This is a genomic window from Rhodoluna sp., assembly GCF_036721215.1.
Taxonomy (GTDB): Bacteria; Actinomycetota; Actinomycetes; order Actinomycetales; family Microbacteriaceae; genus Rhodoluna.
The window spans coordinates 114,498-132,877 of record NZ_DAIMLM010000003.1; the positions used below are offsets into that span (position 1 = coordinate 114,498).

General features: G+C 49.4%; 21 protein-coding genes and 1 tRNA gene. 10 read left to right on the forward strand and 12 right to left on the reverse strand.

Annotated elements, in window-relative coordinates:
• Positions 1 to 33: 33 nt before the first annotated feature.
• The 3 genes from AC9UCN_RS05820 (at position 34) to AC9UCN_RS05830 (ending at position 2,586) form a co-directional block, all read left to right on the forward strand.
• On the forward strand, positions 34 to 723 hold the full coding sequence (locus tag AC9UCN_RS05820; RefSeq protein ID WP_509524810.1) for a response regulator transcription factor: 690 nt from the start codon (positions 34 to 36) through the stop codon (positions 721 to 723).
• Positions 723 to 2,216 carry a sensor histidine kinase gene (locus tag AC9UCN_RS05825; protein WP_509524812.1) on the forward strand — a complete coding sequence of 498 codons (1,494 nt, stop codon included), beginning with the start codon at positions 723 to 725 and terminating at the stop codon, positions 2,214 to 2,216. The genes AC9UCN_RS05820 and AC9UCN_RS05825 overlap by 1 nt, the downstream gene beginning before the upstream one ends.
• A gap of 79 nt (positions 2,217 to 2,295) precedes the next feature.
• Positions 2,296 to 2,586, forward strand: a complete 291-nt coding sequence (locus AC9UCN_RS05830) for a WXG100 family type VII secretion target (RefSeq protein WP_509524815.1) — start codon at positions 2,296 to 2,298, stop codon at positions 2,584 to 2,586.
• On the opposite strand, the gene groL is transcribed toward AC9UCN_RS05830, so the two are convergent.
• The 3 genes from groL to AC9UCN_RS05845 form a co-directional block, all read right to left on the reverse strand.
• Positions 2,583 to 4,205: a chaperonin GroEL gene (gene groL / locus AC9UCN_RS05835; protein WP_509524817.1), complete on the reverse strand. Its 1,623-nt coding sequence runs from the start codon at positions 4,203 to 4,205 to the stop codon at positions 2,583 to 2,585. The two genes, AC9UCN_RS05830 and groL, sit on opposite strands and share 4 nt — an antisense overlap.
• Before the next feature lie 158 nt (positions 4,206 to 4,363).
• A complete protein-coding gene (locus tag AC9UCN_RS05840) occupies positions 4,364 to 4,564 on the reverse strand; it encodes a cold-shock protein (protein WP_509524820.1) in 201 nt (66 codons plus the stop codon).
• A gap of 196 nt (positions 4,565 to 4,760) precedes the next feature.
• Entirely contained in the window at positions 4,761 to 5,264 is a 504-nt protein-coding gene (locus tag AC9UCN_RS05845) for a LytR C-terminal domain-containing protein (protein WP_509524822.1), read from the reverse strand.
• A 45-nt stretch (positions 5,265 to 5,309) separates the two neighbouring features.
• Here AC9UCN_RS05845 and msrB point away from each other — a divergent pair, with 45 nt between their 5' ends.
• The 3 genes from msrB (at position 5,310) to AC9UCN_RS05860 (ending at position 6,720) form a co-directional block, all read left to right on the forward strand.
• Positions 5,310 to 5,711 (forward strand): peptide-methionine (R)-S-oxide reductase MsrB, encoded by a 402-nt coding sequence (msrB, locus tag AC9UCN_RS05850; protein ID WP_509524825.1) that lies wholly within the window; start codon positions 5,310 to 5,312, stop codon positions 5,709 to 5,711.
• Positions 5,712 to 6,455 carry a DUF554 family protein gene (locus tag AC9UCN_RS05855; RefSeq protein WP_509524827.1) on the forward strand — a complete coding sequence of 248 codons (744 nt, stop codon included), beginning with the start codon at positions 5,712 to 5,714 and terminating at the stop codon, positions 6,453 to 6,455.
• 64 nt (positions 6,456 to 6,519) lie between these two features.
• On the forward strand, positions 6,520 to 6,720 hold the full coding sequence (locus tag AC9UCN_RS05860; RefSeq protein WP_509524829.1) for a hypothetical protein: 201 nt from the start codon (positions 6,520 to 6,522) through the stop codon (positions 6,718 to 6,720).
• Position 6,721: 1 nt separating this feature from the next.
• On the opposite strand, the gene AC9UCN_RS05865 is transcribed toward AC9UCN_RS05860, so the two are convergent.
• The 3 genes from AC9UCN_RS05865 to AC9UCN_RS05875 form a co-directional block, all read right to left on the reverse strand.
• Positions 6,722 to 6,797 (reverse strand) — tRNA-Thr (locus AC9UCN_RS05865).
• 62 nt (positions 6,798 to 6,859) lie between these two features.
• Positions 6,860 to 7,546, reverse strand: coding sequence for a polysaccharide deacetylase family protein (locus AC9UCN_RS05870; protein ID WP_509524832.1), 687 nt, complete (start codon positions 7,544 to 7,546; stop codon positions 6,860 to 6,862).
• Between the two features lie 91 nt (positions 7,547 to 7,637).
• Complete coding sequence (locus tag AC9UCN_RS05875; RefSeq protein ID WP_509524834.1) at positions 7,638 to 8,489, reverse strand: DsbA family protein; 852 nt, start codon at positions 8,487 to 8,489, stop codon at positions 7,638 to 7,640.
• 147 nt (positions 8,490 to 8,636) lie between these two features.
• On the opposite strand from AC9UCN_RS05875, the gene AC9UCN_RS05880 reads away from it, so the two are divergent.
• A complete protein-coding gene (locus AC9UCN_RS05880) occupies positions 8,637 to 9,713 on the forward strand; it encodes an ABC transporter ATP-binding protein (RefSeq protein WP_509524837.1) in 1,077 nt (358 codons plus the stop codon).
• A gap of 6 nt (positions 9,714 to 9,719) precedes the next feature.
• Positions 9,720 to 11,024: a DUF4032 domain-containing protein gene (locus AC9UCN_RS05885; protein WP_509524840.1), complete on the forward strand. Its 1,305-nt coding sequence runs from the start codon at positions 9,720 to 9,722 to the stop codon at positions 11,022 to 11,024.
• On the opposite strand, the gene rlmB is transcribed toward AC9UCN_RS05885, so the two are convergent.
• From rlmB to AC9UCN_RS05905, 4 genes are read right to left on the reverse strand one after another with little or no spacing between them, the layout of a single operon-like run.
• Positions 11,021 to 12,052 carry a 23S rRNA (guanosine(2251)-2'-O)-methyltransferase RlmB gene (rlmB, locus tag AC9UCN_RS05890; RefSeq protein ID WP_509524842.1) on the reverse strand — a complete coding sequence of 344 codons (1,032 nt, stop codon included), beginning with the start codon at positions 12,050 to 12,052 and terminating at the stop codon, positions 11,021 to 11,023. The genes AC9UCN_RS05885 and rlmB overlap by 4 nt on opposite strands.
• Positions 12,045 to 13,472 (reverse strand): cysteine--tRNA ligase, encoded by a 1,428-nt coding sequence (gene cysS, locus AC9UCN_RS05895; protein WP_509524845.1) that lies wholly within the window; start codon positions 13,470 to 13,472, stop codon positions 12,045 to 12,047. Before cysS ends, rlmB begins: the two co-directional genes overlap by 8 nt.
• Entirely contained in the window at positions 13,469 to 14,635 is a 1,167-nt protein-coding gene (gene ispD, locus AC9UCN_RS05900; RefSeq protein ID WP_509524847.1) for a 2-C-methyl-D-erythritol 4-phosphate cytidylyltransferase, read from the reverse strand. Before ispD ends, cysS begins: the two co-directional genes overlap by 4 nt.
• A 14-nt stretch (positions 14,636 to 14,649) precedes the next feature.
• Entirely contained in the window at positions 14,650 to 15,132 is a 483-nt protein-coding gene (locus AC9UCN_RS05905; protein ID WP_509524849.1) for a CarD family transcriptional regulator, read from the reverse strand.
• A gap of 93 nt (positions 15,133 to 15,225) precedes the next feature.
• On the opposite strand from AC9UCN_RS05905, the gene AC9UCN_RS05910 reads away from it, so the two are divergent.
• Positions 15,226 to 15,735: a hypothetical protein gene (locus AC9UCN_RS05910; protein ID WP_509524851.1), complete on the forward strand. Its 510-nt coding sequence runs from the start codon at positions 15,226 to 15,228 to the stop codon at positions 15,733 to 15,735.
• Here AC9UCN_RS05910 and AC9UCN_RS05915 read toward each other — a convergent pair.
• On the reverse strand, positions 15,732 to 16,412 hold the full coding sequence (locus tag AC9UCN_RS05915; protein ID WP_509524853.1) for a response regulator transcription factor: 681 nt from the start codon (positions 16,410 to 16,412) through the stop codon (positions 15,732 to 15,734). The two genes, AC9UCN_RS05910 and AC9UCN_RS05915, sit on opposite strands and share 4 nt — an antisense overlap.
• Positions 16,412 to 17,575, reverse strand: coding sequence for a sensor histidine kinase (locus AC9UCN_RS05920; RefSeq protein WP_509524856.1), 1,164 nt, complete (start codon positions 17,573 to 17,575; stop codon positions 16,412 to 16,414). Before AC9UCN_RS05920 ends, AC9UCN_RS05915 begins: the two co-directional genes overlap by 1 nt.
• 148 nt (positions 17,576 to 17,723) lie before the next feature.
• Here AC9UCN_RS05920 and phoU point away from each other — a divergent pair, with 148 nt between their 5' ends.
• Positions 17,724 to 18,374 carry a phosphate signaling complex protein PhoU gene (gene phoU / locus AC9UCN_RS05925; RefSeq protein WP_509524859.1) on the forward strand — a complete coding sequence of 217 codons (651 nt, stop codon included), beginning with the start codon at positions 17,724 to 17,726 and terminating at the stop codon, positions 18,372 to 18,374.
• Positions 18,375 to 18,380 lie beyond the last annotated feature (6 nt).

Sequence of the window (18,380 nt, forward strand, 5' to 3'; positions counted from 1 at the left end):
GTTTCTTTCAGGCAAAACTGAGACACTTGAACCATGACAAAAACTCGAGTTCTAATAGTCGACGACGAACCAAACATCAGGGACTTGCTTACCACCAGCCTGCGATTTGCCGGCTTCGAGATTCAAACCGCTGCCAATGGCACGGCTGCTGTAGCGGCAGTTACCGAGTCAGAACCAGACATCATCTTGCTGGATGTAATGCTTCCAGACATGAACGGCTTTAGTGTTACCAAGAAACTGCGCTCAGCCGGAATTCAAGCACCAATTCTTTTTCTAACCGCACGCGATGAGGTTGAAGACAAGATCACCGGATTAACCGTTGGTGGTGATGACTATCTCACCAAGCCATTTAGCCTCGACGAAGTAGTTGCAAGAATTCAAGCAATTCTTAGGCGAACCAAAGCCTCCGATGCAGAACCTGCCGTTATCGACGCCGGTCCAGTTGTAATAAACCAAGATGCTCATGAGGTCAGTGTTGAAGGAACACTTGTTGATCTTTCTCCAACCGAATACAAGTTGCTTCGTTTCCTTGTTATGAACGCTGATCGCGTCTTAACCAAAGCGCAGATTCTTGATCACGTTTGGGAGTATGACTTCAACGGCGACATGGGAATTGTTGAATCTTACGTTTCCTACCTTCGCAAGAAGATAGATCCAATAAGCTCAAGATCGCTGATCCAAACAAAACGCGGCGTTGGCTACATCTATAAGAAAAATGACTAATGCCATCAAAGCTTGCTACTGCCTGGGAAAAAGTATCTCTAAGAAGTAAGCTCACCGGCCTATCCGTTGCAATCATTGGACTGCTACTTCTCGTTTCAAGTTTTGGAACTGTCTCAGTTTTGAGAGCCTACCTGCAGCAAAATACCGATAACCTACTATCTGCGACAGCATCAATTCTTGCCCAGCAAGACCCCGCCCAGATTCAGTCTCGACTAGAAGCCAAGAGGCTGACGCTACCGAGGCTGCCAAGTGATTATTTGATTTCTGTTCTTGACGCTCGGGGTGAGACGATTTATCGCATCATGGCCTCGGATGCTTCTGACCTAGAGCTTCCCGATCTTGAGGTGCTGGATTTGGATACCGTGTTCCGAACCGCTGGAGTGCCCTTTGACTTAGATGAGAATGGCACCTTGGGGGATGTGACCATTGACGAACGCGACAGCTGGCGAGTGGTAGCCCAGCCCTTTAGGGACTTTGATGGCTCAGTTGCCGTAGCCCTGCCAAACAGCACCAACCTTGAACTTCTGCGCCAATACCGGGCTATCGGTGGGGGTTTTGGTTTCCTGCTACTGGGCCTAAGCGGTCTGAGTATCTGGCTCACTATCGCCCAGGCTCTTAGACCGCTGCGAGAAGTTGAGCGGACAGCCAAGCTCGTTGCCTCTGGGGACCTTTCTCAAAGACTCATTGAGCGTCCAGGCAAAACTGAAATTGCACGACTGAATCGAAGCCTGAACACCATGCTCGATTCACTCGAGGATTCGGTTTCATCAAGAAACAAGACCTTGGGCCAGATGCGCCGGTTCGTTGCTGATGCTTCCCACGAACTTCGAACTCCCTTGGTGTCAGTTCGTGGTTATGCCGAGCTATACCGAAAAGGAGCTCTCAAGAAAAAATCAGAGGTTCAAGAGGCGATGCAACGCATCGAATCTGAGGCAATTCGAATGTCTTCGCTAGTGGAGTCGCTATTGACCTTGGCACGATTAGATGAGAACCAGCAGCTTGATGCAAGCAAGGTAGACATGATTGAGCTAGTGCAGTCGGTTATTAAGAGTAGTTCTGCTACAGACAAGAAACTTAGCATTTCGGTACTGACACTTAGCGGAGCTAAGTTAGCTAAGGATGAAAAGATTTTTGCGGAGATTAACGAGAGTCAGATTCGACAGGTTCTAGTGAACCTCATTGAAAACGCCAAGCGCTTTAGCTCCAATAAGGCTTCTATTGAAGTTGGTATTGGTCAAAAAACTGAGGATGAAGTGATCATCGAGGTGATTGACCACGGCGAGGGTATTCCAAAGCAACTTAGAGACAAGATCTTTGAACGCTTCTACCGAGCAGATAACTCTAGAAACCGCGAGACCGGTGGAACTGGTCTTGGGCTTGCAATCGTGAAAGAAATCGTGCTGTTACACAAAGGCCGCATTGAGGTTCGAGAAACCCCGCAGGGTGGAGCCACCTTCCGGATAAAGCTACCTGCCAGACACAACTGGGTCTAGCAACTTTTACACAACTTGTCTTGCCAGGACATATCTGCTGTGATTTCTGCATAGTCTAGGGCCCTAAGAAAGGGTCAAAATGGCGCAATTCCAAGTAGATAGCGAGCAGGTGCTCGCTGCCACCGGTCAGATCAATGCAACGATTTCTAGGGTTCAGGCGGAGGTTTCTTCTCTACACAACCAACTGCAAAGCCTGCAGGGTTCGTGGCGAGGAGCCGCAGCTGAATCATTTCAAGCTTTGGCTAATCGCTGGCGAACCACTGCAGGCGCAGTTGATACTCAGCTATCCGAGATTGGTGTTGCTCTTTCTTTCGCCGCTAATCAGTACCGGGAAATTGAGTACGCCAACCAAAGGTTGTTTTTGGGTTAGAAGCCCATTCCTTCGCCGCCACCTTGTGGCATTGCAGGAGTAGCAGGCTCTGGCTTCTCAGCAACTACCGCTTCGGTAGTTAGGAACAAGCCAGCAATCGATGCAGCATTTTGCAATGCTGAACGAGTTACCTTAACTGGGTCATTGATCCCAGCGGCAAGCATGTCAACATACTCTCCGGTTGCGGCGTTTAGGCCGTGTCCAGAAGGTAGGTTTTCAACCTTGTCCGCAACAACGCCTGGCTCAAGTCCCGCGTTGATCGCAATCTGCTTCAAAGGAGCAGAGATTGCAACGCGAACGATGTTCGCTCCGGTTGCCTCGTCGCCTGTGAGCTTTAGCTTGCTGAATGCAGTCTTGCCAGCCTGTAGCAGCGCAACGCCACCACCAGCCACAATTCCTTCTTCAACAGCAGCCTTGGCGTTACGAACTGCATCTTCGATCCGGTGCTTGCGCTCTTTTAGCTCAACCTCGGTTGCGGCTCCAGCCTTGATAACTGCAACTCCACCGGAAAGCTTGGCTAGACGCTCCTGTAGCTTCTCGCGGTCGTAGTCAGAGTCAGTGGCTTCGATTTCGCGACGGATCTGCTCGACTCGGCCAGCAATCTGGTCCTTGTCTCCAGAGCCCTCAACGATTGTGGTCTCGTCCTTGGTAACAACGATCTTGCGAGCGCGTCCCAGCATGGATAGGTCGGTGTTTTCTAGCTTTAGGCCTACCTCTTCAGAGATAACCTGACCACCGGTCAAGATAGCGATGTCTTGCAACATAGCCTTACGACGGTCGCCAAAGCCAGGAGCCTTGACGGCAACAGACTTGAAGATTCCACGAATCTTGTTCACGATCAGGGTAGCTAGTGCTTCACCCTCGATGTCTTCTGCGATAACAAGTAGTGGCTTTCCGGCCTGGATTACCTTGTCAACAACAGGAAGGACATCCTTGATGTTTGAGATCTTGGAGTTCACGATTAGCACGTAAGCGTCTTCAAGAACTGCTTCCTGACGCTCTGGGTCGGTAACCATGTATGCCGAGACGTAACCCTTGTCGAATCTCATACCTTCAGTGAGCTGTAATTCGATTCCAAAAGTGTTGGACTCTTCTACTGTTACAACACCCTCACGGCCAACCTTGTCAATTGCTTCAGCGATTAGCTCACCGATTACTGGGTCACCTGCAGAAATAGATGCGGTTGCGGCAATCTGCTCTTTGGTCTCAACTGGCTTGGCGTTTGCCAAGAGTTCCTTGATAACTGCTTCAACAGCTTTCTCAATTCCGCGCTTTAGCGTAATTGGATCTGCTCCTGCTGCAACGTTGCGAAGTCCTTCGCGAACAAGTGCCTGAGCCAAAACAGTTGCAGTGGTAGTTCCGTCTCCGGCTACGTCGTCTGTCTTCTTAGCAACTTCTTTAACTAGTTCCGCACCAATTCTTTCGAATGGGTCTTCTAGTTCGATCTCCTTAGCAATGGAAACACCGTCATTGGTAATGGTGGGGGCTCCCCACTTTTTCTCAAGAACGACGTTACGTCCACGTGGGCCAAGGGTGACCTTCACGGTGTCTGCGAGGATGTTTAGTCCGCGCTCTAAGCCACGGCGGGCTTCTTCATTGAAAGTGATAATTTTTGCCATTTTTGGGTTTCTCCCGAAGTTGGTATAAGGATTAGCACTCTATTTGTTTGAGTGCTAACTCAATTTTGGCACTCTAAGGCTGAGAGTGCAAGTGGGCAGGGTATGAGAAAAGCCGCTACCCCGAAAGGTAGCGGCTTTCCCGTGAAGTCTAGGTGGTCCTAGATTAGGTTCACGGCGTCGGCCTGAGGGCCCTTGTCGCCGTTCTTTACTTCGAACTCAACGCGCTGGTTCTCCTTGAGCTCCTTGTAGCCATCACCCTGGATAGCTGAGAAGTGAACGAATACGTCCGCTCCACCGTCCTGAGTAATAAAGCCGAAGCCCTTCTCAGCGTTGAACCACTTTACGGTTCCTTGTGCCATTTGTATCTCCTGTTGCCTAGTTTGAATGCGGCTTCGACCAATAGATCTAACCGAGTCGCTTCCAAACCGGGGGATCCAGGAATGCATTACTAAACCGAAAGCTTATGAAGCTAGGGCTTTTTCTACGACCGTTTACTACTCTAGCCTTGATTGGCCTAATAAAGTCAAGTAATTTTTTGGACCGAAATCGGCTCAACTAGTCGAGGTAGTCCAGACCTACAACTAGCGTTATGGGGTCAGGAAACTGGTCCGAGACGGCGATTATGGAGCCTGGGAACTTGGCTACCAACCCTTCTGCCTCATCGCGAAAGCCCTCATCGGTGATAAAAACCAAGGTATTTGCCGATGTTGGAGAGCCTGGATCGGTATCGCCCAAGCTGGCGGTGGAAACGATGTTCCAGCCTTCCAGGGACAGTTCTTCCCCAATTACAGAAGCAATTTCGGTATCAGTTCCGTCGATAACCGACACCTGAACCTGAGGAACAAAGGGAAGATCTGGCATCATTACGCTCAAATCTGCAATCCGAAGACCCATAAGTCCCCCGAATGCCAAAAGTCCCGAAATGGCTGTCAGGGTCATAAATGACCGTATGTAATCCATGGCATTTTTTGGGGCAAGGTGCTTTCCCCCGACACCAAGGTTGGTATCGGCTTTTTCCTGCACTTTGTCTTCCATGGTTACCTTTATGAGAATCGGCAATGAGCTTCTATATTGGCACTTGGGGCACAGGAAAGGAAACTGGATATGGACTACCCAGTAAGGAAGTCAGACCAGCAGTGGCGCGAGGAACTAAGCGACTTTGAGTACCAAGTGCTTCGCGAGGCAGGCACCGAACGTGCTTTCACCGGAGAGCTTTTAAACGAGCACCGCACCGGAATCTTCCGCTGTCGCGGCTGCCAGGCAGAGCTATTTAGAAGTACTACCAAGTTTGAGTCACATTGCGGTTGGCCTAGTTTCTATGAACCAAAAGCTGAGGACGCCGTCGAGCTTCTAGAAGATAGAAGTTTTGGAACAGTTAGAACTGAAGTTAGGTGCCGAGCCTGCGGCTCGCACCTTGGTCATGTTTTTGAAGATGCCCCCCAGACTCCAACCGGAGATCGCTACTGCATTAACTCAGTGAGCATCACGTTTGAAGAATCAAACTAAATGATCATTGGTCTTGGAACACTTATAAACGTTGTGGCGATAATTGTTGGCACCGTGATTGGTGTTTTGGTTGGCAATCGTCTGAGTGAGAAGACTTCACGAGTTGTAACTGATGGCTTGGGTCTTGTGGTCTTGGTCCTTGGTGGACTAAATGTAATCTCACTTCTTGATAAGGAGTTGGTCTCGGCGGTGGGTCCTGGTATCCCGCTATTGGTGGTTATCGGTGCGATCCTAATCGGAGGGATCATCGGGTCGGCTCTCAAAATTGAGCAGCGGCTTGAGCAATTGGGCACATCATTGCAAAAAAGATTCGCCAGTAAAGGAACTAAAGACTCGAAAGAGAAATTCATCACCGGTTTTGTGAATGCTTCTTTGGTATTCACAATCGGCCCACTAGCAATTCTTGGGGCTTTGAGTGATGGGTTGGGTCAGGGAATTGAACAGCTAGCCACTAAATCAATCCTTGACGCCTTTGCATCTTTGGCTTTTGCCGCCAGCTTGGGTTGGGGTGTTGCTTTATCGGCAATACCGGTTGGACTCTGGCAAGGCCTGATAACAGTGCTGGCCTTCTCGGTTGGTGCGGTGGTTTCAGCTCCAATAATCTCAGCGCTAACGGCAACTGGTGGCGTCTTACTTCTTGGTGTTGGATTGCGACTACTGCAAATACGGCAGGTCGCAGTGGGTAACATGTTGCCGGCGTTGATAGTCGCCCCTATGATTACCCTTTTTTTGCTGTCTATCTAGCTGAACTACGAGCTAGTCTGAGATCTAGGATGATCAGTAAATCAAGAATGAGTGAGGCGTCGGAATGAGTAAGAATGTTACAGCCAGTATGAGTAAGAATGTTACAGCCAGTACCGGGGGCTTTTATTTCCTAGCATTTTTAGGCGCCGCTGTTTACTTCATCAGTCAGGCAGCTGACTTTTGGGATGGGGTTGTTGGCTTCTTGAAGGCTCTTGTTTGGCCTGCATTTCTCGTTTACGAGATTTTTGTGACTCTATCCGTCTGATTGGGGCCGACCAGGGGACTTGAACCCCTAACCCCCGCATTACAAGTGCGGTGCGCTACCAATTGCGCCAGGTCGGCCTGCACCTAGCTTGGCTAAGTACCGCTCTAGCCTATCCAAAAACCCGTTCTAGCAGAATTTCCTAGTAAAAGAAGACGTCATCGAGTGTCACGGTCTGTAACTTTCGCTGCTTTAGCAGTTTCGATAAATCATCAAAGACCGACTTTGGGGTCCTCGCGTTGAAGTGATCTAGCAAGATGTTGCCGTTTTGTAGGTATTTATTGCCCAGTTGAACTATTGAGTTTCGTCTTTGGCTTGCACTGTCCCCCAAAGTTCCACTCCACATGATTGGGCTTGTGTATCCAATTTCGCTGGCAATTGAGGCAACCCTGGAATCGATGTGACCGTAGGGTGGTCGGAAATATGGCTGGGCTTTTACACTGTAGGTGTCTTCAATGAACTTTCCGCAACGAGTTAGCTGTTCAACAATTTGCGAATCAGAAGATTCTCTAAGGCTTGGATGAGAGTGCGTGTGATTGGCTAACTGAAGATTACCGGCATCAATCAAATCTTGGACTTGAGCTTTATTCGCAATCCATCCGGGATATTGCGAGGTAATAAAAAAAGTCATGCGAAGATCATGCTCCTGCATGAAATCTAGATAGTCCTTAATCCCCTCAGTGCTGGCTCCATCATCTACCGTCCACGCAATGCGCTTTACATTTGAAGCAGGTAGCGTAGCGATTTTTCCCTCAGGTAACTGCTCGCGACTAAATCCGAATCTTCCAAGTTGATTCTCTACTTCCCCGTCAACGGCCCTCTCTGGCACCAAAATAGGTGGCTTGGCTGATTGATTAACATCGGGAAAGAAAAACCCCGCGGCACTAGCCGCGAGGAATTCTCTTCTGAGCAAGTTTTCCCTACTCGGTAGCTTCAGCCGTAACTAGTTGCACAAACTGTGCAAAGCGAGCGGGGCTTGCTAGTTCATCAGCGGTTGCCCAAGTGTATTGCTGCCCATTTACAAAAATTGCCGGGGTACCAGTAACACTTTGTTGAGTTCCTGGTATTGGCTCAGAAAGGGCGCGTTCGGTTGCGTCCTTTATAAACGATCCAAACATTTTGGTGTTGATGCAGTTACTGACCTCTTCGGTGTTAGTAACACCAACTTCTTGCGCAAAGGCAATTAATTCGGAATTTTCTGGTCCACTTGCCCCCTCAGTCGGTTGGGATTGGAACAGCCTGGTGTTGTATGAGAAGAAGTTATCTGGTGAGTAATCAGCTACACACAAAGAAGCGTTAGCTGCTCTAGAAGAAAAAGCGTTTGGTGAGCCACGGCCATCGAGGAAAGATAGCGGGTGTATCTCCATGGTCGCAGCGCCAGTAGAAACCCAGTTTTCTAGCTGTTCGGAGTTAGGAAGTTCAAAAATTGCACAAATTGGACATTGGTAATCGATGTAGATCACAATCTCCACTGGGTTGGTCTGGGTCATTGGTGGAGTGAATTCTGGGGTGTAAACCTTTAAGCCACTTCCAACTTTTACGCCGTCATTAAAGGTTGCGTTGACCGGAACGGCCTGTGACTGGGTGCTGGCTGAGAACACCGTGAATGCAATGGCACCGGAGGCCACTAAAACAGAGGTAACGATTCCGATCTGGATGAGGATGCGGTTTCGCTTATCCCCCTTCTTCTGCTGCTCCCGCATGGCTTTCGCCTTGGCGCGAGCGGCTTCACGTTGTTCTGATCTGGTAGGTCTGGGGGCATTTGAGGTCATTTTGGTAGTTTACAGGACGATTCTTGGCTCGGCCGGTTATGTCTGGCGTGGATTCGGGTGGGATACTTGAGTTATCCTTCGGAGGCTTCTGAAGGTGAATTCACAAAGGATCGTCCGGCACGTACCTGCCGGTGAAGGAGTACCACAATGGCAACAGTTAAATTCGAAAAGGCCACCAGAACCTATCCAGGTGGAACAACCCCTGCAGTTGACTCAATAGACCTAGAAATCGCCGACGGCGAGTTTTTAGTTCTAGTTGGACCTTCTGGTTGCGGAAAGTCAACGACTCTGCGAATGCTTGCAGGTCTGGAAGAAATAAACGGCGGCAAGGTTTACATCGGTGATCGAGATGTAACTAACATCCCACCAAAAGATCGTGACATAGCAATGGTTTTCCAAAACTATGCTCTCTACCCACACATGACTGTGGCAGAGAATATGGGCTTTGCCCTCAAAATTGCCGGGGTTGCGAAAGAAGAAAGAGCCGCCCGAGTCCTTGACGCAGCCAAGTTATTGGATCTTGAACCATACCTAAACAGAAAGCCGAAAGCTCTCTCCGGCGGTCAGCGCCAGCGTGTAGCGATGGGACGAGCAATTGTTCGTCAGCCTCAGGTTTTTCTAATGGATGAGCCACTTTCAAACCTTGACGCCAAGCTTCGCGTTCAAACCAGAACTCAGATTGCATCGCTTCAGCGCCGCTTGGGGGTCACAACTGTTTACGTAACCCACGACCAGGTTGAAGCCATGACCATGGGAGACCGCGTAGCGGTTTTGAAAGATGGAGTTCTACAGCAAGTTGCCACCCCACGTGAGCTGTACGAGGCTCCAAAGAACGTGTTTGTTGCCGGATTCATTGGCTCGCCAGCCATGAACCTGCTTGATGCCGAGATTGTGGACGGTGGCGTGAAGTTTGGAAACACAGTGGTTTCGATTCCAAGCAACATCCTTTCCAAGACCAAGGCCAAGAAGGTAACTCTTGGTATCAGACCAGAAAACATAAATGTTTCGACCTCCAAGGGAATCTCCGTAGAGATTGACGTGGTCGAAGAACTTGGATCTGATGGTTACCTCTACGGTCGAGCCAAGCTTGATGGCGGAGAAATTGAACTGGTTGCTCGCGTTGATGGACGAGACCACCCTCACAAGGGCGAGACCGTATTTCTCAACCCAGAAGGTGGCATCATGCACATCTTTGACGTGGAAACAGGAGAGCGTCTTAACTAGCGCAACATGACCCAAGCACTTGATATAACGGCTGCCACGGTCGATCCAGCTCTGCTGGATCTTCCGTGGCATTTGCCGTTGGAAGACTGGCCCGAAGAAAACATCGCGGCTTTACCAAAAGGTCTTTCACGCCATACCGTTCGCTTTGCTCACCTCAGCGGGCACGTCATTGCAATCAAGGAAACTCTTCCCGATCTTGCTAGGCGAGAATACGAAATGCTAAAAGAGCTTCAAAAACTAGACATTCCTTGCGTAGAGCCATTTGCCAATATCAGAAACCGGCGCGATAAAGATGGTAACGAGTTGCCTGCCGCGCTAATCACAAGACATCTAAAGTTTTCCCTTCCCTATCGCGCGATGTGGTCACAGGGCCTTCGAGCAGAAACAGCAACCAGGTTGGTTGACGCACTAGCGGTACTTCTAGTGAGATTGCACCTCGAAGGATTTTTCTGGGGAGACGTATCGCTTTCAAATACACTTTTTAGACGTGATGCGGGAGCATTCGCTGCATACCTAGTAGACGCAGAAACTGGTCAGCTTCACGAATCAGGATTATCTGCTGGTCAGCGCGAAAACGATTTAGAAATTGCGCGCATAAATATTGCGGGCGAACTAATGGACCTGGTAGCCAGCGGTCGAGCAGGCGAGGGAGTGGATCCAAACGCCACAAGCGAAAGAATCGTCAACAAGTATCACGATCTTTGGAAAGAGTTAACCGCCGCTGAAGTATTTGACAAAGATGAACGTTGGAGAATAAACCAAAGAGTAGAAAAACTAAACGCTTTGGGTTTTGACATCGAAGAGCTAATGATCAAAGCCGACGCAACTGGCAATAGCCTAAAGATTCAACCCAAGGTAGTAGACGCCGGTCATCACACCAGAAGGCTAATTCGACTAACTGGCCTAGATGTTCAAGAAAACCAATCTCGTAAATTACTAAATGACCTAGACGCCTTTAGGGTAAAAATCGACCCCGAAGGTGACGAGGAAGTTCTAGCCCACCGCTGGCTTAGCGAAGTATTTGAACCCGTGGTTAAGGCCATTCCCCGCGAATACTCAAGGCGCTTAGAGCCAGCCGAGGTTTTCCACCAGGTGCTGCTTCACCGCTGGGAGCTGGCCGAGAAGCTGGATCGCAAGGTTCCAATGGAAGAAGCCGTAAATTCCTACGTCGTGAATGTCTTGGCTCACCGCAGAGATGAAGAGGCGCTAATTGCCCCGGTGACTGAGGCGATCACTTTGCCAACCGCAATCCCCTCAGGAACCATTGAAGTAGATGAAGATGAGGAAGGCGACTGGCGAGATAAGGTCTAGAGCTTGGGTCTAGATTTAGAAATCTCGTAAAGCGCGACCGAGGCTGCAATGCCGGCATTCAAAGACTCAGTTTCTTTGGCAATTGGGATAGACAAAACCGCATCGCAGTTTTCCTGAACCAACCTGGATAAACCTTTACCTTCTGAGCCAACTACCAGAACCAGTGGTTCATTAGATAAGTTGAATTTTGGTAGCGACATATCTCCCCCGCCATCTAAGCCAACGACAAATACTTTTCTTTTCTTGAATTCCTTGAGCGTCGCGTTCAGATTAGCTGCTAGAGCAACCGGTACTCTTGCCGCCGCACCCGCGGAAGTCTTCCACGCGGAAGCCGTTACACCAGTTGACCTTCGCTGCGGCAAGATAACACCGTGGCCACCAAACGCTGCCACTGAACGAATAATTGCACCGAGGTTTCTTGGATCTGTAATTCCATCGAGAGCAACAAACAATGGAGTAGCTCCGCGCGATAGAACTTTATCCAGCAGCTCCATTGGGTGGGCGTAGTTGTAAGGAGGAACTTGCAGTGCAACTCCCTGGTGCACAGAATCAAAACCGGTTAGCCGATCAATTTCTGGACGGGTAACTTCGCTGATTGGAATCTTTCGCAAATTGGCTAGGGTAATTGCTTCCTTGACTCGATCATCCATTTCAATTCGAGAGGCAAGATACAAAGTGGTTGCGGGCACTTTGGCACGCAGGGCTTCTAGCACTGAGTTTCTTCCCGATAGAACCTCGAAGCTCTCGGTTGCCTTTGTTATGCGCTTTCCCTTGCGGGCAGCAGCTCCTGCAACGCCTGCAGTTTTTGGCCCAGAAGCAACAAACTCACCCTTACGGCCTACTCGAACCCCCGCAGCTTTTTTCTTGTCGGCAGACTTTTTAGCTCGGAAAGCCTTGTGGCCTTTGCGATCTTCGGCTTTAGGGGTAGGGCCCTTTCCTTCGAGTCTTTTGCGGCCATGACCACCAGTGCCAACGCTTGGTCCCTTTTTGCCTTTAGCCGATCCTGGTCTTGCAGCTTTACTAGGCACCGAGGCTCCAATTGGTTGAGCCAGCCTCATCCTCAAGGATGATTCCAGCGATCTTGAGCTGATCGCGGATGCGATCAGAAGTTTCAAAGTCTTTGTTGTCTCTTGCTAGTTTTCTTTGCTCGATTAGTGACTGAACCAAGTTGTCTAAAGCCGAAAGTGCCCCATCAGCTGACCCCTTAGTTTGCCAAATCGCATCTATTGGGTTGATGTTCAGTACGTTCACTATACCCAGCACTGCGAAGTAGGCATCGGTTGCATCTTTCATTTTGTCGGAATCCAAAGCCGTGTTTCCAGCTCTGACAGTTTCGTGCAGCACTGCTAATGCCGATGGCATATTCAGATCGTCATTCATGGCATCGATAAATTTCTTGGGTAGCGAGCTAGCTAGCGAAGCGGAGCGCTCGAGTGCTTTGCTATCAGCTAGTTTGCGTCCGGCACGTTGCAAGAAAGAAGCGATTCGTTCAATGGCAGCTTCTGCTTCTTGAATCACACCTTCGTTGTAATCCAAAACAGAACGGTAGTGGGCAGAACCTAGGTAGTAACGAAGCGCCAATGCATTTGAATCTGTTAGAACATCACTTACCAAAATCGAATTACCGGCAGACTTACTCATCTTTGCGCCGGCAACATTTACTAGCCCATTGTGTAGCCAGTAGTTTGCAAACTCGTGACCCGCAGCGCGAGATTGGGCAAGTTCATTTTCGTGGTGTGGGAAACGAAGATCCAACCCACCGCCGTGAATATCAAACTGAGTGCCTAGGTACTTCACACTCATTGCCGAGCACTCGATGTGCCAGCCAGGTCTTCCCCTGCCAAACGGTGAATCCCAAGAGGCATCTAATGGCTCTGAGTCTTTGTGGGCTTTCCAGAGAGCAAAGTCCCTAGGGTCTTTCTTGCCTCTGGCATCAGCTTCAACGTCTGCAATTAGGTCATCTTTGGCTTGATTCGTAAGCTCGCCATAGCTTTTCCAGCTGCTGGCGCTAAAGAAAACATCAGCTGAGTTCTCTACCTGGTAAGCGTGACCCTTGGAAATTAGCAACTGAATGAGCTCAATCATTTCGATGATGTTGCCAGTTGCCCTTGGTTCATAACTGGGTGTTCCGATGTTGATCTTGCGATACGCGCCAGCAAAAGCTTGTTCGCATTCAAAAGCTAGACCCCACCAGGATCTTTTATCAGCCTTGGCGTTATCTAAAACCTTGTCATCGATGTCCGTGACGTTTCTAATGAGAGTCACGTCATTACCAAGAGTTTGGAACCAGCGAACTAGCTGGTCATAAACAAGTGCTGATCGAAGGTGACCTAGATGAGGCATCGACTGGACCGTGGGTCCGCATAGGTAAATTCCAACCTTGCCTTTTTCTAAAGGTACGAAGTCCTTTAGCGACTGGGTTTTGGAATCAAAGAGCTTCAGGTTCACGAGCCCAAGCCTACCTTTCGCACCAAACTGGTTGCCACAGCCGCCAGCCCCTCGTCGCTTCCCAAAAATCCCATTCCATCGGTGGTGGTAGCTGAAACACTCACCGGAGCACCAATAATGGCCCCAAGATGAGTTTCAACTTCCAACCTTCTTGGTGCTAGCTTCGGTCGATTTCCAATTAGCTGCACGGAAACATTCACTGGTTCAAAATCTTGATCTTTCAATAACTCGAGTGTCGCCTTCAGGAAAACTTCTCCTGAAGCTCCTGAATACTCAGGCCGGTCCACTCCAAAATTTGACCCTATGTCGCCAAGGTTTGCGGCCGACAACAGTGAGTCAACAATTGCGTGAGAAATTACATCGCCGTCACTGTGTCCTTCGAGGGCTAGTTCGCCTGGCCACTCCAAGCCTCCAAGAAAAAGAGTCTTAGACTTGTCTTCGCTGTAGCGATGGGCATCCGAACCAATGCCGGTTCTGGCGTGAGCTAGGAGATACGTTTGCGCTCGCTCGAAATCCTCGGCGGTAGTGATCTTCAAAGCTTGCTCTTCGCCCTCGATCATCATGACGGTGCCGCCAATTGACTGAACAAGTGCGGCATCGTCAGTGAATTCTTCAGTTGCACCAACGTGTGCTGCAACAAGAACACCGGCAGGGAATCCCTGTGGTGTCTGGGCACGAACCAGATCTGATCGCTCAATTGTTTCTTGAATAACGTCGCCTTTGTACCTTTTAATTGTGTCCGCAACGTGCAGGGCTGGAATCACGCCAATCTGGTTTTCAAATACTGCCTGCGCTACCCGATTAAACAAATCGGTAGAAGCTAGTGACCTAGCCGAGTCGTGAACCAAAACAATATCGATGCCACCTGCCAGAACAGCCAAAGACTCAGAAACTGATTGCTGTCTGGTGGCACCGCCAACTACCACCCGAATGTCTACACCTTGGTTAGAAAGCTGCTTTTCAAACTCGAGAGTTTGCTCTAGGTGAGACTCTGGAACAGCGATGATTAGCTGCTTGAGGTTGTCGGTTGCGAGCGCTCGGAAAACGCTGTGTTCTAGAAGTGATTTTCCGGCTAGTTCAACGAATGCTTTAGGGGCTTTGGCACCTAGGCGCTCACCCTTACCTGCAGCTAGTAGCACCACCGCTACTGAGCGTTGGGTCATCGTTCTGGGCTTTCCTAGGAAGCCAGAACTTGATCTAGCAAGACACCGGCTTTTTCTTCGTCGGTCTTTTTAGCAAGAGCTAGTTCTGAAACTAGAATTTGGCGGGCCTTAGCAAGCATGCGCTTTTCACCAGCAGATAATCCGCGGTCCTGATCTCTTCTCCATAGGTCTCTTACAACCTCAGAAACCTTGACTACGTCACCAGAAGCTAGCTTTTCTAGGTTGGCCTTGTATCTTCTGGACCAGTTTGTTGGCTCTTCAATAAACTCAGCGCGCAACACATCGAAAACCTGCTGAACACCCTTGCGGTCGATGACATCTCGAACACCCACCATCTCGACGTTGGCGGCTGGGACCCAAATGGTTAGATCCCCCTGGGCAACCTTCAGCTGAAGGTACTTTTGGGTAGCGCCACGGATGTTTCGGTTTTTAACCTCTACAATTTTTGCTGCGCCGTGATGTGGATAAACGACGGTTTCGCCAACCTCGAACTTCATGTGTTGGATTCCCTTCAGAAACCACTATTTTACCACAGCTAAGGCCTTTATTCCTGCCGTAAACTAGGAAGTAATGCCCAATTAGGAGGATCATTGCTAGTTCGTCGGATCACAATCGCTTTGGCCGCCACAGCCATGACTCTTGGCTTGAGTGCCTGCAGCCTGACCGGCAACGTAGCTTCTTTGGACCCTTACTCCCCCAGCGACGGCCAGCAAGTTGACCTTGAATCTGTGAAGGCACGTAACTTTATCTACCTGGTTGGCGATAGTGGTCGAGGCTTCTTGATTGGCTCCTTGGTGAGCACAGCAACTTCGGACATCCGAGTGAAGCTTCAGTATGTGGACCCAGCAACCGATGAGCGAACCGATGTCTTCTTTGATGTTCCGGCCGGATCCAAAATTGACTTTGGCTACAACGGAAACCCCGCGGTAGAGCTACCGGTTGTTGAGGTTCCAGGTCAGACTGCAAAGTTCTTCTTGTTAGAAAGCGACAGCATTAGCGGAACAATCCAGGTGCCAGTTTTGGATGGAACCCTTTCTGAATATCAACTGCTTCTAGAGCAGCTAGAAGCCCAGCAGCCTGAAGAGACCGAAGAGAACTAAACTTCGAGCTTGTAACCTAAGCCTCGAACGGTCTGAATGTACTTGGGCCTAGCAGGATCTTCTTCAACTTTTGAGCGCAGTCTCTTAATGTGAACATCCAAGGTCTTGGTGTCACCAAAGTAATTTGATCCCCAGACGCGATCAATAATCTGACCTCGGGTCAAAACGCGATTTACGTTTTCCATCAATAGCTCAAGTAGCTCAAATTCTTTGAGTGGCAAAGTCAGCGCATTTCCATTAAGCGTCACCACATGGCGATCAGAATCCAAGCGAAGCTCACCAGCGATCAGCACCGAGCCGACAGTGAGCGGAGGCTCTACCTGCCTTCTCAGAACTGCTTTGATTCTGGCAAGCAATTCCCTGGTGGAGTAAGGCTTGGTGATGTAATCGTCGGCTCCTATTTCAAGCCCGACAATCTTGTCAATTTCAGAGTCTTTGGCGGTGAGCATGATGATTGGAACATTGGAACTTTGTCTAATCTGTTTACAAACCTGGTTGCCATCAATTTTTGGAAGCATGAGATCCAAAAGGATTATGTCGGCACCTGTTTTCTCAAAGACCTGAATTGCTTCTTCGCCATCGACAGCGACCGATACGTCGTGGCCTTCTTTTTCGAGGAAAAACACCAGAGCCTCCCGAAGGGACTGCTCGTCTTCAACAACCAAGACTTTGGCCATTACTTTCCTTCCCTAACTAGGTCGATGGTGCCAGTTGCCGGATCTGAGGCTGTTGCTAGCGGAACCCGGAGGGTGAAAGTCGAGCCAACCCCCACCTGGGAGAACAGCTTGATTTCCCCACGATGAGTCTTGGCGACGTGTTTGACGATACTTAGGCCAAGTCCCGTACCACCGGTTTCTCTTGATCTCGAAGGGTCCGCTCTATAAAAGCGCTCAAAGATTCGTTCTTGGTTCTCTGGGGATATCCCGGCACCCGAGTCAGTGACAGTAATCTCGGCGATAGATTCCTTGGCGCTGCAGCCGATGCCAACACTGGTTCCCTGATCCGAGTAGCTGATGGCATTTTCAATAAGATTCTTCACTGCGGTAATCAGCATTTCTTTGTTTCCAAAAACTTCTAGCTTTGGCGCCTGCTCAGAAACCAATCGAATTTTTCGGTTTGCGGCAAGTTGTTCGTTGCGATCAATTGCCTCGGCAACCACCTCATTGAGATCAATAAGCTCTGCGTCAGCAATTACTTCTTCAGACTGAAGCCTGGAAAGTTTGATGATGTCCTGAACTAAAAATGTGAGCCTGCTTGATTCCTTGTTTAAGCTTGCCGCAAATTTTGATACAGCAGCTCGGTCATCGCCTGCTTCTTGGATTGCTTCTGACAGTAAAGCGATGGCACCAATTGGTGTCTTTAGCTCATGGGAAATGTTCTCGATAAAGTCTCGTCTGGTTTTGTCTAATCGAATGTCACTGGTTCTATCCTCGAGAACCAAAACGATATAATCTCCAGCAACCAGTTTTGCTTTTGCTGCCACCGAGACTTTTTCTTGGGCCAGACCAACTCGTAAAACTCCCTCAAAGGATTCAATCTCTGATCCGGACCGGGCACGTTTGACTAGGTCAACAGTTTCAGCATGAACCAGCAAGCCGCGCGCCACTAGACCGTATGATTCGGCCCAGCTGTTTGTACCGACGACTTTGTTGAATCCGTCTACAACAATTCCGACGGAGCCCATTAGCTCTAGGACTTCTGCCACAAGATCAGGAAATGAATCTGGTTCTGCCTCGATAACCCGTGACGTTCTTTTTCCAAGAAACCATCCAAAAGTAGCGCCGACCGCTAGAGCCACGACTCCACCCAGGATGATTACCTCAACGCCCAATGTGTTCACATTGTTAACCATATGACCCGTGAAACCGCTCAAAGTGCCAAAAACCTCCAAAAAAGAGGTAATTTTGAACTGGGTTTGGTGTTTATTTGGCTCCCGTTAACCATCGGGTGGGATATTCACTAAGTAAATCCAAGAAGGGAAACAAGCAATGCGCGAGGTATTTCAAAGCGAACTCCAAGAGGTTCAGGAGCGCCTGGTCGAGATTTCCCAGTCGGTAGCCATAATCATCGAGAAGGCAACCAAGGCTTTCCTCACAAACGACGTAGCCCAAGCCGACGAGGCTCTAGCCTTGTCGGAATCAAATGAAGAACAGGCTCTAGCTCTTGATGAGCTAGTCATCAAGATTCTTGCTCGGCAGTCACCTGTTGCCAGGGACCTCAGGATTCTAGTTTCAGCGCTTCGCATTAGCGCGAGCTTAGAGCGAATGGGTGCGCTAGCTAGCCACATTGCTTCGATTGCTCGTTACCGCTACCCCGGATCCGCTGTGCCAGACGCTCTACGAAAGACTTTTGAAGAAATGGGTGCATTAGACATCCAGCTTGCAAAGAAACTTTCTGAGGTTTTGCAAAATGCCGATGTTGAGCTGGCTCGCGCGATTAAGTCCGAAGACGAAAGAGTAGACGAATTACACAAGAGCGTCTTCGATGTCGTTTTGGCAGATAACTGGAAAGAGAACGCTATGTTCACAGTTGATGTAACTTTGGCAAGCCGTTACTTCGAGCGATTCGCGGACCACGTCGTAGACATTTCAGCCAAAGTCACTTACCTAACTACAGGTGAGTGGAACGACACTGAATAGTAGTTT

Bases quoted from the DNA above. Each gene is read 5' to 3' on its own strand.
- AC9UCN_RS05820 (WP_509524810.1), top strand. From the start codon at position 34: ATGACAAAAACTCGAGTTCTAATAGTCGACGACGAACCAAACATCAGG.
- AC9UCN_RS05825 (WP_509524812.1), top strand. From the start codon at position 723: ATGCCATCAAAGCTTGCTACTGCCTGGGAAAAAGTATCTCTAAGAAGT.
- AC9UCN_RS05830 (WP_509524815.1), top strand. From the start codon at position 2,296: ATGGCGCAATTCCAAGTAGATAGCGAGCAGGTGCTCGCTGCCACCGGT.
- groL (WP_509524817.1), bottom strand. From the start codon at position 4,205: ATGGCAAAAATTATCACTTTCAATGAAGAAGCCCGCCGTGGCTTAGAG.
- AC9UCN_RS05840 (WP_509524820.1), bottom strand. From the start codon at position 4,564: ATGGCACAAGGAACCGTAAAGTGGTTCAACGCTGAGAAGGGCTTCGGC.
- msrB (WP_509524825.1), top strand. From the start codon at position 5,310: ATGGACTACCCAGTAAGGAAGTCAGACCAGCAGTGGCGCGAGGAACTA.
- AC9UCN_RS05855 (WP_509524827.1), top strand. From the start codon at position 5,712: ATGATCATTGGTCTTGGAACACTTATAAACGTTGTGGCGATAATTGTT.
- AC9UCN_RS05860 (WP_509524829.1), top strand. From the start codon at position 6,520: ATGAGTAAGAATGTTACAGCCAGTATGAGTAAGAATGTTACAGCCAGT.
- AC9UCN_RS05875 (WP_509524834.1), bottom strand. From the start codon at position 8,489: ATGACCTCAAATGCCCCCAGACCTACCAGATCAGAACAACGTGAAGCC.
- AC9UCN_RS05880 (WP_509524837.1), top strand. From the start codon at position 8,637: ATGGCAACAGTTAAATTCGAAAAGGCCACCAGAACCTATCCAGGTGGA.
- AC9UCN_RS05885 (WP_509524840.1), top strand. From the start codon at position 9,720: ATGACCCAAGCACTTGATATAACGGCTGCCACGGTCGATCCAGCTCTG.
- ispD (WP_509524847.1), bottom strand. From the start codon at position 14,635: ATGACCCAACGCTCAGTAGCGGTGGTGCTACTAGCTGCAGGTAAGGGT.
- AC9UCN_RS05905 (WP_509524849.1), bottom strand. From the start codon at position 15,132: ATGAAGTTCGAGGTTGGCGAAACCGTCGTTTATCCACATCACGGCGCA.
- AC9UCN_RS05915 (WP_509524853.1), bottom strand. From the start codon at position 16,412: ATGGCCAAAGTCTTGGTTGTTGAAGACGAGCAGTCCCTTCGGGAGGCT.
- phoU (WP_509524859.1), top strand. From the start codon at position 17,724: ATGCGCGAGGTATTTCAAAGCGAACTCCAAGAGGTTCAGGAGCGCCTG.